The organism is Micromonospora taraxaci (assembly GCF_007830095.1).
GTDB lineage: Bacteria > Actinomycetota > Actinomycetes > Mycobacteriales > Micromonosporaceae > Micromonospora > Micromonospora taraxaci.
Map to the genome: position 1 here is coordinate 4,535,044 of NZ_VIWZ01000001.1, position 13,150 is coordinate 4,548,193.

Consider the following 13,150-nt stretch of genomic DNA (forward strand, 5'->3'; position numbering starts at 1 on the left):
CCGTCTCACAGGGTCGTTGTCAGCCAGTCGTGCACCGTCTGGGCGGTGCGACCGACCTGGTCGCCGAGCATCGTGAAGTGGTTCCCGGTGGCGTCCGCCACCGTGTGCGGGTGCTGCCAGGACGGCCGCCAGTCGCGGTCCTCCGGCACCACGCCGAGGGGCTCCCCGGCGCGGACCAGCAGGGTGGGTGCGGTGCTGGGCAACGGCTCGAACTCGCCGTAGTGGCGGATGTACGACGCCCAGGCGAGGTACCGCTCGTCGGGCACTCCGGCGTCGTCCATCTCCAGCCCGTTGAGCAGTTCGGGGATCCACTGGCCGAGAACCGCGTCGGCCGGCGGGTAGGAGTCGAGCAGCACCACGGCGGCCGGTGTGAGGCCACCGGCCGCCAGCTCGGCGGTGAGGGCGTTGGCGACCAGACCGCCGGCCGAGTGTCCCAGCAGGATGAACGGCTCGCTGCCGGCGTCCTCGCGGATCGCCCGGGCCTGCAGGCGCAGCGCGGCGGCCAGGTCGGCGGGGGCCGGCTCGTCCGCCTGGTAACCGGGATTGACCAGGGCGGAGATCCGGTACCGGCCGCGCAGGGCGCCGGCCAGTCGGGCGTACTCCTGCGGACCGGCCATCAGCGAGGTCGTGCAACACGCGATGATCCGCGGGCCGTCGCCCTCCTCGGCCAGGCGTGCCAGTGCGGGTACGGCCACCCGCCCGGCGTCCACGTCGTCGGCGGTGAAGGTCGGCCGGTACTCGGCCAGCCGCATCAGTAGCGTCGTGTACTCGTGCAGGTCGTCGTTCTGCCGCGCCTGCCGGAACAGCGCGTCCAGGGTGGGGGCCGGCGTGGCCGGCGTCGTCCCGGCCATCTCCGCCATCAGGTGCCGGGCCAACCGGTCCGGGTCCTGATAGGTGAAGAGCAGGCCGGGAGGCATGTTCAGGCCGGCGGCGGTGTTGAGCCGCAGGCGGATCTCCTGCCCGATCACCGAGTCGACGCCGAGTTCGAGGAAGTCCCGGCCGGGCCGGATGGACTCGATGCCGGGGTAGCCGAGGACCTCAGCGGTCTCCAGCCGGATGAGGTCGCGGACCTCCTCGAACGTGGAGTCCCGGGACAGGACCGGCGCTGCCGACGCGGCCGACGGCTGCTCGGCGGGGGCCGCTGCGGTCGGCATGGTGACCGGTTCCAGCGCCGGCCAGTAGTGCTGCCGCTGGTACGGATAGGTGGGCAGGTCGACCCGCGCGGCTCCGGGCAGCAGTGCCGCCCAGTCCGGTCGTACGCCCCGGCAGTGCAGTCGGGCGAGCGCGGTTACCAGGGCTTCGACGTCGCCCCCGGCGCGGCGCTGTGCGGCGACGAACAGCGGGGCGCTGTCCCGGTCGGCGCCCTCGACGCAGTCGGCGCCCAACGGGGTGAGCACCGCGTCCGGACCGATCTCCAGGTAGGCGGTGACGCCCCGCTCGTGCAGGGTCCGGACGCCGTCCGCGAAGCGGACGGTGGCGCGGACCTGGTCGACCCAGTAGTCGGTGTCGAACTCCGCGACGCCGCCGGTCACCGTGGAGACGACCGGAATGCGGGCGGGGGCATGGGTCAGCCCTCGGATGGCCCGGGCGAAGTCAGCGGTCATCGGCGCCATCAGCGGTGAGTGCAGAGCGTGCTCCACGTCCAGCTTCCGGGTCTTGCCGAACCGCGCGACCACCTGCTCGACCGCCTCCGCCGCGCCGGACACCACCACCGACTTCGGGCCGTTGACGGCGGCGACGGACGCCACCGCCTCGAATCCGGCGAGCGCCTCCCGGACCTCCGCCTCGGTGGCCCGGACGGCGACCATCACGCCGCCGGCCGGGAGTGCCTGGATGAGCCGTCCTCGTGCCGCGACGAGCGCCGCCGCGTCGGGCAGCGACAGCACTCCGGCCGCGTGTGCCGCCGCGACCTCGCCGGTGGAGTGGCCGATGAGCTGGTCCGGGACCACTCCGAACGAGGCGACCAGGCGGTACAGCGCGACCTCGACGGCGAACAGCGCCGCCTGGGCGTACCCGGTGCGGCCCAGGGCGGCCTCGTCGTCGAGGACGACCTCCCGGATCGACCGGTCCAGGTGCACGTCGAGTTCGGCGCAGGCCGCGTCGAACGCCTCGGCGAACACCGGGAAGGTGGCGTACAGGTCCCGGCCCATGCCGACCCGCTGCGCGCCCGGACCGGAGAAGACGAAGGCCACCTGCGGTCGGGCCGCCGCGAGATCGCCGGGATCGGTCCCGTCGGCGATCCGGGTCAGCGCCGCGGTCACCGTGTCCATCTCGGTGCCGACCGCCACCGCCCGGTACTCGAAGTGCGAGCGGGTGACCGCGAGCGACCCCGCCACGTCGGCCGGATCCAGACCGGGGTGCTCCCGCAGGTACGCCAGCAGCTGCGCCGCCTGGGCGCGGAGCCCGGCGGGCTCGCGGGCCGACACCGGCCAGGCCAGGACGCCGTGGGTGGCACGGGTGCCCGGGGTGGCGAGCCGGCCCGCGGTCTCCTCGGGTTGTTCGAGGATCACGTGGGCGTTGGTGCCGCTGACCCCGAACGAGGAGACCGCGGCGCGGCGCGGCCGACCCTCGGCGGGCCATGGGCGCGACGAGGTGAGCAGTTCGACGGCGCCCGCGGACCAGTCCACCTGCGGGGTGGGTCGGTCGACGTGCAGGGTGGCCGGGAGCACGCCGTGCCGCATCGCCTCGACCATCTTGATGATGCCGGTGACGCCGGCGGCGGCCTGGGTGTGGCCGATGTTCGACTTGATCGAGCCGAGCCACAGCGGCCGGTCGGCGGGGCGGTCCTGACCGTAGGTGGCCAGCAGCGCCTGCGCCTCGATCGGGTCGCCGAGTCGGGTGCCGGTGCCGTGCGCCTCGACGACGTCGATGTCGGCCACGGTGAGCCGGGCGTTGGCCAGCGCGGCCCGGATCACCCGCTGTTGGGCGGGGCCGTTCGGGGCGGTCAGGCCACTGGACGCGCCGTCCTGGTTGACGGCGCTGCCGCGCAGCACGGCGAGCACGGGGTGACCGTTGCGGCGGGCGTCGGACAGCCGTTCCAGCAGGACCATCGCGGCGCCCTCACCCCAGCCCGTGCCGTCGGCCGCTGCGGCGAACGACTTGCAGCGGCCGTTGGCGGCCAGTCCACCCTGCTTCGAGAACTCGACGAAGACCGACGGTGTGGCCATCAGAGCGACGCCGCCGGCCAGCGCCAGGTCGCACTCGCCGTCGCGCAGGGACTGGGCGGCCAGGTGGACCGCGACGAGCGACGACGAGCAGGCGGTGTCCACGGTGAGCGCCGGCCCTTCCAGGCCGAACGTGTACGAGATCCGCCCGGAGACCACACTCGCCGAGTTGCCGGTGCCGAGGTGCCCGTCGAAGCCCTGCGCCAGGGCGGCGACCAGCACACCCGTGTAGTCCTGGTTGTTGGTGCCGGCGAAGACTCCGGTACGGCTGCCCCGGGCGGCGACCCGGTCGATCCCGGCCCGCTCGAAGGTCTCCCAGGCGATCTCCAGGAGCAGCCGCTGCTGCGGGTCCATGGCGATCGCCTCGCGCGGCGAGATGCCGAAGAAGCCGGGGTCGAAGTCACCGGCGTCGTAGAGGAAGGCACCGGAGCCCGCGGTGCTGAGCTCGGACAGGGCGGCCAGGTCCCAACCGCGATCGGACGGGAACTCACCAATCGCGTCCCGGCCCTCGGTCACCAGGTCCCAGAGCTGATCGGGGCCCCGGACTCCACCGGGCAGCCGGCAGCCCGTCGAGACGATCGCGATCGGTTCGGGCGCGGGCGGGGCCGCCGGGGCTGCGGCGCGTTGCTTGAGCCGCTTGTTGTCGGCGAGCGCCGCACGCAGCGCCGCCACCACCTCGTCGTAACTCGTGGCCATCGTCTACTCCCCGTCAGCTCTCGGTGCCGTCGAGGGCGAGGCGGACCAGCTCGCTGACGTCGAGCTCCGCCAGGTCCTCACCGTCGTCGTCGGTGGCCGGCGGCGCGTCCGGCGCCTCCGGCCCGGTCTGTGCCAGGCCGAGCAGGGTGTCCAGTAGGCCGGCCGCGCGCAGCCGCTCCACCGGGATCCGGGACAGGACCTCGCGGACCTGCTGCTCCTCCGGGTCCCCCGCCGCCTCCGGGCCAGCCAACTGGTCGAGGACGTGCTCGGCCAGGACCAGCGGTGACGGGTAGTCGAAGATCAGGGTCGCGGGCAACGGCAGGCCGAGTTCGGCGGAGAGCGCGTTGCGCAGCTCCACACCGGTCAGCGAGTCGAAGCCCAGTTCCAGGAATCCGCGGTCGACGTCGACACCGCCGGGGGCGGTGTGCCCCAGGACGGTGGCGGCGTTCTTGCGGATCAGGTCGAGCACGACCCGCTCCCGCTCGGCTGCCGGCAGGCCGGTCAGACTGCGTCGCAGGGCGTCGGCGTCGGCGTCGTTCTCGGCCCCCGGCGTACCGGCGGTGAGCGCGGCCCGCGCCTCGTCGATCTCGTCGAGCAGCCGGCCGGAGCGGACCGCCTGGAACGGCAGCGCGAACCGGGCCCAGTCGACGTCGGCGACGGCGAGCGCCACCTCGCGGTCGTCGATGGCGGCGGCCAGCGCGTCGATCGCCGAGTCCGGGTTCATCACGGGCAGGCCGCGGCGGCGCAACTGCTCCTGGGCCGGCCCCTCGGCCATGCCACCGTCGCCCCACGGCCCCCAGGCCACGGCGGTGCCGGCGAGGCCGCGGCCTCGTCGGGCTTCGGCGAGGGCGTCGAGGTACGCGTTGGCTGCCGCGTAGGCGCCCTGCCCGCCGCTGCCCCAGATCCCGGCGATGGAGGAGAAGAGCACGAACGCGTCGAGCTGTCGCTCCCCGAGCAGCGCGTCCAGGTGCACCGCGCCGGCGATCTTGGCGCGGACCACGGCGGCGAACTCGTCCAGGCCGGTGTCCCGCAGCGATCCGGGGGTGCCGACGCCGGCGGCGTGCACCACGGCGGTCAGCGGCAGGTCGGTGGGGACGCGGTCGAGCACGCCGGCCAGCGCGTCCCGGTCGGCGACGTCACAGGCCTCGACTGTCACCCGGGCACCGAGCGCGGTCAACTCACCGGTCAGATCGGCTACGCCTGGTGCGTCGGCGCCTCGGCGGCTGAGCAGGAGCAGGTGCTCGGCGCCCCGTTCGGCGAGCAGGCGTGCGACCCGCCCGCCCAGCGCTCCGGTGCCGCCGGTGACGAGGACCGTCCCGCGGGGACGCCACTGTGGCCCGGGGGTCGTGCCGCGGGGATGGCGGACCAACCGGCGGCCGAAGATCGCCGAGGCGCGGATCGCCACCTGGTCCTCACCGCCGCCGGCACCGGCGCCGGCCAGCACGGCGCAGAGCCGCGAGCCGGCCCGGTCGTCGAGCTGGGGCGGCAGGTCGACCAGACCTGCCCACAGTCGCGGCTGCTCCAGGGCGGCGACCCGGCCGAGACCCCAGACCTGCGCCTGGGCGGGCGCGGCGACCCGCTCCGAGCCGCCGATCGCGACGGCCCCGCGGGTCACGCTCCACACCGGAGCGGTGGCCCCGAGCTGGTCGAGCGCCTGGACCAGCGTCACAGTGCCGGCGACACCCCTGGTGAGGATCGGGTGCGTGGGGTGCGGGGCCTCGTCGTGGGCGAGCAGGGACACGATGCCGTGCACCGGGCCGTACTCGTCCAGGGCCGCGCTGAGCCGCGCGGCGGTGCCGGCGCGGGTCAGGTCCGCCGGCGTCAGCGTGACGGATCCGGTCGCCGCGCCGTGCCTGCGCAGCACGGCGGCCAGTTCGGCGGTGGGATGGTCAGGGGTGCTGACCAGCAGCCAGGTGCCGGTCAGCGTGGGCGTCCCGGTGGAGGACAGGGGCCGCCAGCGGACGCCGTACCGCCACCCGTCGATCGTCGAGCTCCGCCGGGCCTGTCGCCGCCAGACGGAGAGCGCCTGGACGACCGCCGGGAGGGTGGCGTCCGGTGGCAGGGCGAGTTCGGCGCCGATGCCGGCGAGGTCCGCGCGCTCGATGCGGTCCCACAGGTGCGCGTCGTCGGACGCGGCGGCCGGCAGGGCCCAGGAAACCGACCCGGGCCAGTAGTGCTGCCGCTGAAAGGCGTAGGTGGGCAGCTCGACCCGCCGCGCCCCGGGGTGCACGGCGACCCAGTCCACCGCGACGCCGCGGACGTGGAGCTGGGCGAGCCCGGCGCGCAGGGCGGTCGGTTGGTCGCGGTCGGATCGTTGCAGCGGTACGAACACCGCGTCGGACACACAGTCCGCGCCCATCGCGGAGAGCACCCCATCCGGGCCGATCTCCACGAAGGTGCTGACGCCGAGGCCTTCCAGGGTGGTGATGCCGTCGGCGAACCGGACCGCCTCCCGCACGTGCCGCACCCAGTAAGCCGCGTCCGGTGTCTCGGCGACCTGCCCCGTCACGTTGGAGATGATCGGAATCCGCGGCTGCGCGTACGTCAACGTCGCGGCGACCGACGCGAACTCCGCCAGCATCGGCTCCATCAGCACCGAGTGGAACGCGTGGCTGACCGTCAACCGCTTGGACTTCGCGAAGTGCGCGGCGACGGCTGCCACCGCGTCGGCGGCACCGGACAGCACCACCGAACGGGGACCGTTGACGGCCGCGACGGAAACCCCGTCGACCAGCAGCGGCACCACCTCGGCCTCGGTGGCCCGCACCGCGACCATGACCCCGCCGGCGGGCAACGCCTGCATCAGGCGGCCGCGCGCCGTGACCAGCTTCGCGGCGTCGGCCAGGGTCAGCACACCGGCGACGTGGGCGGCGGCGATCTCGCCGATCGAGTGGCCCACCAGGTAGTCGGGGGTGGCGCCCACCAGGCGGTACAGCGCGACCTCGACCGCGAACAACGCGGCCTGGGTGTAGACCGTCTGGTCCAGCTCGTCGCCGTCGGCGATCACCGAACGCAGCGGTCGGTCCAGATGCAGGTCCAACTCGGCGCAGGCCGCGTCGAACGCGTCGGCGAAGACCGGGTAGGTGGTGGCCAGTTCCAGGCCCATCCCCGGCCGCTGTGAGCCCTGACCGGAGAACACGAACGCCGTCCGGCCCCGCACGATCGACCCCGTGATCGGAGCCGGTGATCCGGCGGCCGTCGCCGCCAGCTCGGCACGGCCGAACACCGCGGCCCGGTGCCGATGCGGGGTACGTGTGGTGGCGAGGGAGAACCCGACGTCGTAGGGGTCCAGCTCCGGGTGCTCGTCCAGGTGGCCGAGCAGCCGCTCGGCCTGGTCCCGCAGCCCCTCCTCGGTACGCGAGCTGAGCAGCCAGACGCAGGGCCGTTGCGGGTTCGTGGCGGGGTCCGGGGCTGCCGGGATCGGGTCGCCCTCCAACACGACGTGGGCGTTCGTCCCGCTGATGCCGAACGACGAGACGGCGGCCCGGCGTGGTCCGTCGCCCTCCCACGGCAGGGACCTGTCGAGCAGCGCGACCGCACCGGACTCCCAGTCCACCTCGGCGCTCGGCTGGTCCACGTGCAGCGTTCGGGGCAGCACCCCGTACCGCATCGCCTGGATCACCTTGATCACCCCGGCAACACCGGCGGCGGCCTGGGTGTGGCCGATGTTCGACTTGATCGAGCCCAGCCGCAGCGGGCGGTCCGCGGGTCGGTGCTGCCCGTAGGTGGCGAGCAAGGCCTGGGCCTCGATCGGGTCACCGAGTCGGGTGCCGGTGCCGTGCGCCTCGACGAGGTCCACGTCGGAGGGTCGCAGGCCGGCGTCGGTGAGGGCGGCCCGGATGACCCGCTGCTGGGCGGGCCCGTTGGGGGCGGTCAGCCCGTTCGACGCGCCGTCCTGGTTGATCGCGCTGCCGCGTACCGTGGCGAGGATCTGGTGACCGGCGGCCAGCGCCGCGGATCGGCGCTCGAGCAGCAGCATGCCCGCGCCCTCGCCCCAGCCGGTGCCGTCGGCGTCGTCGGCGAACGCCTTGCAGCGACCGTCGGCGGCGAGCCCGCGCTGGCGGCTGAACTCGACGAACCGGCCCGGGGTGGCCATCACCGTGACGCCGCCGGCCAGCGCCTGCCGGCACTCGCCCCGGCGCAGCGACTGGGCGGCGAGGTGCAGCGCGACGAGCGACGACGAGCAGGCGGTGTCGATGGTGACGGCCGGGCCCTCCAGACCGAGCGCGTAGGAGATCCGGCCGGAGGCGACGCTGCCGGCGTTACCGGTCATGGTGTGCCCCTCGACGCCCTCGGTGGAGCCGTAGAGCAGCGCGCCGTAGTCCTGGCCGTTCGAGCCGACGAAGACGCCGACCTGCTCGCCGCGGGCGGTCGACGGGTCGATGCCGGCGTGCTCGAACGCCTCCCAGGCGGTCTCCAGCAGGAGCCGCTGCTGCGGGTCCATGGCCAGGGCCTCGCGCGGCGAGATGCCGAAGAACTCCGGGTCGAACGCGGCGGCCCCGTAGAGGAAGCCACCCTCGCGGACGTAGCTGGTGCCGGCGTTGTCCGGGTCGGCGTCGTAGACGCTGTCGACGTCCCAGCCACGGTCGGCGGGGAACGTGGAGATGGCGTCCACGTCGTCGCGCACGAGCTGCCACAACTGGTCGGGGTTGTCGGCGCCGCCGGGGAAGCGGCACGACATGCCCACCACGACGATCGGGTCGTCCTGGTCGGCAGCGCCGACTGGGTCGGCAGCGCCGACGGAGACGCCCTGGTCGGCGGTAGCGGGCTCGGTGTCACTGTCGGCGCCGAGCAGGCCGCTGAGGTGGCCGCCGAGGGCGAGCGCGCTCGGGTGGTCGAAGATCAGGGTGGCGGGTAGCCGCAGGCCGGTGGCGGCGGCGAGCGCGTTGCGCAGCTCGACAGCGGTGAGCGAGTCGAAGCCGAGGTCACGGAAGGCGCGTTCCGCTTCCACGCCGTCCGCGTCGGGGTGGCCGAGGACCGCGGCGGCGTGCCCGCGGACCAGGTCGACGAGCGCGGTGGCGCGGTCCCGGGGGGTCATCGACCGCAGCTGTCGGGTCAGGTCGCCGGACGGGTCGGTAGCGGTGGTCGCGGCGGCTTCCGGGATGGTGGCGAGGGTCGGGTTGGGGCGTACCGCGGTGAAGCCGGGGGCGAACCGCTCCCAGTCGACGTCGGTCAGGGCCAGGACCGGCTCACCGCCGCCGATCGCCTGGGCGAGACCGGCGAGGGCCAACTCCGGGTCCATCGCGCCCAGGCCGCCTCGGCTGAGCCGCTCCCGACGCACGGCCTCCTCGGCGAGGCCGCCGTCGCCCCAACGGCCCCAGGCGATCGAGGTCGCCGGTAGGCCGTCGGCGGCCCGCTGCTCGGCGAGGGCGTCGAGGTACGCGTTGGCGGCGGCGTATGCGCCCTGTCCCGCGTTGCCGAGGGTGCCGGCGAACGACGAGAACAGCACGAACGCGCTCAGGTCCCGGTCCCGTGTGAGGTCGTGCAGGTGTTGGGCGGCGACGGCCTTCGGGGCCAGGACCCGGTCGATCCGGTCCCGGTCGAGGCTGCCGAGGGTGCCGTCGTCCAGGACGGCGGCCGTGTGGAAGACGGAGGTCAGGTCGTCCAGGCCGTCGATCACTGTGCGCAGGGCGTCCCGGTCGGCGATGTCGCAGGCGGTGATCGTCACCTGGACGCCGGCCTGTTCCAGTTCGGCGCGCAGGTCGTCGGCGCCGGGGGCGTCGGGGCCACGGCGGCTGACGAGCACCAGGTGCTCGACGCCGTTGCGGGCCAGCCAGCGGGCCGTGTGCGCGCCGATCGCGCCGGTGCCGCCGGTGACCAGCGCGGTGCCGGACGGCGACCAGCCGGCCGCGCCGGTCTGCGGGGCGCGGGTCAGCCGGCGGGTGTAGAGGCCCGAGGCGCGGACGGCGAACTGGTCCTCGTCGTCGCCGGCGGTGAGTGCCGCGACGAGCCGGGTGGCCGAGCGGGGGTCGGGCTGCGCGGGCAGGTCGACCAGGCCACCCCAGCGGTGCGGCTCCTCGAGGGCGACGACCCGGCCGAAGCCCCAGAGCGCCGCCGGTGTGGGTGACGGGGCGGCGTCGGATCGGCCGACCCGGACACCGGACCGTGTGGCGAGCCAGAGCGGGGCGGTGACGCCCGCGTCCGCGAGCCCGTGCAGCACCGTGGACGTGTCGTGCACCGCGTCGGCGGCGGTCGCCTCGGCGAAGGGCAGCGCGAGCAGGGACAACACTCCGTCGACAGGCGTTCCCGCAACGGCGGTGGCGACCGCGTCGGCGACGGTGGTCCGCTCGATCGGGCCTTCTTCGATGGTCACCGGTACGGTCCGGGCACCGGCCTGCCGGAGGGCGTCCTCGACGGCGTCCGACCACTGTTCGCCGGTGGGGCGCAGAACCAGCCAGGTGCCGGTGTGGGTGCTCTCGGCCGGTGTGGTCCGGCTCTGCCAGGTGATCCGGTACCGCCAGTCGTCGAGGATGTGGTGCTGGCGTGTGCGGCGACGCCAGGCGGTCAGTGCGGGCAGCAGCTCGGTGCCGTCCCCGGTGATGCCCAGCGGGGTGAGGTCGCCGTTCTCGACGGCCCGCCAGAACTCGCTGTCCACCGGGTCCGCCAGGCTCGTCGCGCCGCCGGGGGTGGGCCAGTAGCGCTGGTGTTGGAAGGGGTAGGTGGGCAGGTCGACGGTCCGGGTGGCCGGGATGACGGTGGTCCAGTCGACGGGTGCGCCCTGCACCCATGCCTCGGCCAGCGACCGCACGAACCGCTCGGGGCCGCCTTCGTCGCGGCGCAGCGTGCCGACGGTGGTGGCCTCGATCGCACCGGTGAGCACCGGGTGCGCGCTGACCTCGATGAAGATCCGATGCCCCGCCGCCTGCGCGGCCTGCACCGCCAGATCCAGGCGCACCGGCTGACGCAGGTTCCGGTACCAGTAGGCGGCGTCCATGACACCGCCGTCCTCGACTGTCGAGAACACCGGCACCGCGCCGGCCATGGGCTGCACCCCGTCGAGCAGGCGGGCCAGCTCGGCCTCCACCGGCTCGACCAACGCGCAGTGCGAGGCGTAGTCGACCTTCACCCGCTTGGCCCGCACCCCGGCCGCCTCGGCGGCGGCCAGGAACGCGTCCAGGTCCGCGCCGGCCACCACCACACTGGTCGGACCGTTGACGACCGCGACACTGACACCCTCGGTCAACAACGGGGTGACCACGTCCAGGCCGGCGCTGACCGACACCATCCCACCACTACCGGCGATCGCCAGCAGGGCCTGACTGCGCAGGGCGACGACCTTCGCGGCGTCACTCAGAGACAGCACCCCGGCGACACAGGCCGCCGCGATCTCACCCTGCGAGTGACCGATCACCGCATCGGGGGTCACACCCCTGGACCGCCACACCTCGGCCAACGCGACGTGCACCGCCCAGAGGACCGGCTGCACCACGTCCACCCGCTCCAACGGATCGTCGGAGCGCAGCACGTCCAGGAGGTTCCAGTCCACGAACGGCGCCAGGGCCGCCGCGCACTCGGCGATCCGGGCCGCGAACACCGGCTCGGCGTCCAGCAGACCCACCGCCATCCCCACCCACTGGGAGCCCTGGCCCGGGAAGACGAACACCACACCCGCGTCCGGGTGGGCCGAGCCGGCCACCAGCGCACCCGACGGCAGGCCGTCCCGGAGGGCGGACAGGCCGGCGCCGTGGTCCGGGCCGAGCACGACCGCCCGGTGGTTCAGCACCGATCGGGTGGACAGCAGCGAGTACGCCACCGCCCCCGGATCCGCCGTCACCCGCGACAGCCGCTCGGCCTGCCCGCGCAGCGCCTCCGGCGCCGCCGCCGACAACAGCCACGGCACGTTCGACTCCGTCACGACCGGCTCGTCGACGGGCGTGGCCGGCGCCTCCTCGATGATCACGTGGGCGTTGGTGCCGGACACCCCGAACGATGACACCCCGGCCCGACGCGGGCGCTCCCCCACCGTCCACGGCCGGGACGACGTCAGTAGCTCCACCGCACCGGCCGACCAGTCCACCTGCGGTGTCGGCTCGTCCACGTGCAGCGTGCGCGGCAACGTCTCATGACGCAGCGCCTCGACCACCTTGATGATCCCGGCGACACCGGCGGCTGCCTGGGTGTGCCCGATGTTCGACTTCACCGACCCCAACCACAGCGGCTGACCGGCGGGCCGGTCCTGGCCATAGGTCGCCAGGACCGCCTGCGCCTCGATCGGGTCGCCCAGGGTGGTGCCGGTGCCGTGCGCCTCGACCACGTCGACGTCCGCCGCCGACAGTCGGGCGTCGACCAGCGCGGCCTGGATCACCCGCTGCTGCGACGGCCCGTTCGGGGCGGTCAACCCGTTCGACGCGCCGTCCTGGTTGACCGCGCTTCCGCGCACCACGGCGAGCACCCGGTGACCGTTGCGGACCGCGTCGGAGAGCCGCTCCACCAGCAGCACCCCAGCGCCCTCGGCGAAGCCGGTGCCGTCGGCGGCACCCGCGAACGCCTTGCACCGGCCGTCCGCCGCCAGGCCACGCTGGCGGGAGAAGCCGACGAACAGCGACGGGGTGGCCATCACCGTGACACCGCCGGCCAGCGCGAGTGAGCACTCACCGGCCCGCAGCGCCTGCGCCGCCAGGTGCAGTGCCACCAGCGACGACGAGCACGCGGTGTCGACGGTGACCGCCGGCCCCTCCAGACCCAGGGAGTACGACACCCGGCCGGAGATGACAGCGCCCGCGTTGCCGGTGGCCAGATAGCCCTCCAGCCCTTCGGACGCGCCCATCAGGATGGCCGAGTAGTCCGAGCCGTTGGTGCCCGCGAACACGCCGGTACGCGACCCGGACAGCGACGCCGGGTCGATGCCGGCCCGTTCGATCGCCTCCCAGGACACCTCCAGCAGGAGCCGCTGCGCCGGGTCCATGGCCAGGGCCTCGCGGGGGCTGATCCCGAAGAAGCCGGCGTCGAAGTCACCCGCCCCGCTCAGGAACCCGCCCTCGGCGGCGTACGACGTCCCGGGGTTGTCCGGGTCGGGGTCGAACAGCGCCTCGGTGTCCCAGCCCCGGTCGGACGGGAACGGCGTGATGCCGTCCCCGTCCCCCGCGACCAGGTTCCACAGCGACTCCGGAGAGTCCACGCCGCCGGGGAACCGGCAGCCCACGCCGATGATCGCGATCGGCTCGTCGGCGCGTACCTCCAGGTGCCGGATACGCTCCTGCGCGGTTTCCAGGTCGGCGGTGACCCGCTTGAGGAAGTAGCGCAACCGCTCTTCGTTGGCCATCGGTAGGTCTCCCCTTGTGAGCGTGCGG

The 13,150-nt window shown here is 74.3% G+C and carries 1 protein-coding gene and 1 pseudogene; both read right to left on the minus strand.

Annotated elements, in window-relative coordinates:
• Nucleotides 1-5: 5 nt before the first annotated feature.
• Nucleotides 6-3,785 (minus strand): annotated as a pseudogene (locus FHU34_RS20790) (type I polyketide synthase); the annotation flags it as partial.
• Between the two features lie 88 nt (nucleotides 3,786-3,873).
• Nucleotides 3,874-13,122, minus strand: a complete 9,249-nt coding sequence (locus tag FHU34_RS33395; protein ID WP_145783128.1) for a type I polyketide synthase — start codon at nucleotides 13,120-13,122, stop codon at nucleotides 3,874-3,876.
• Nucleotides 13,123-13,150: the final 28 nt, after the last annotated feature.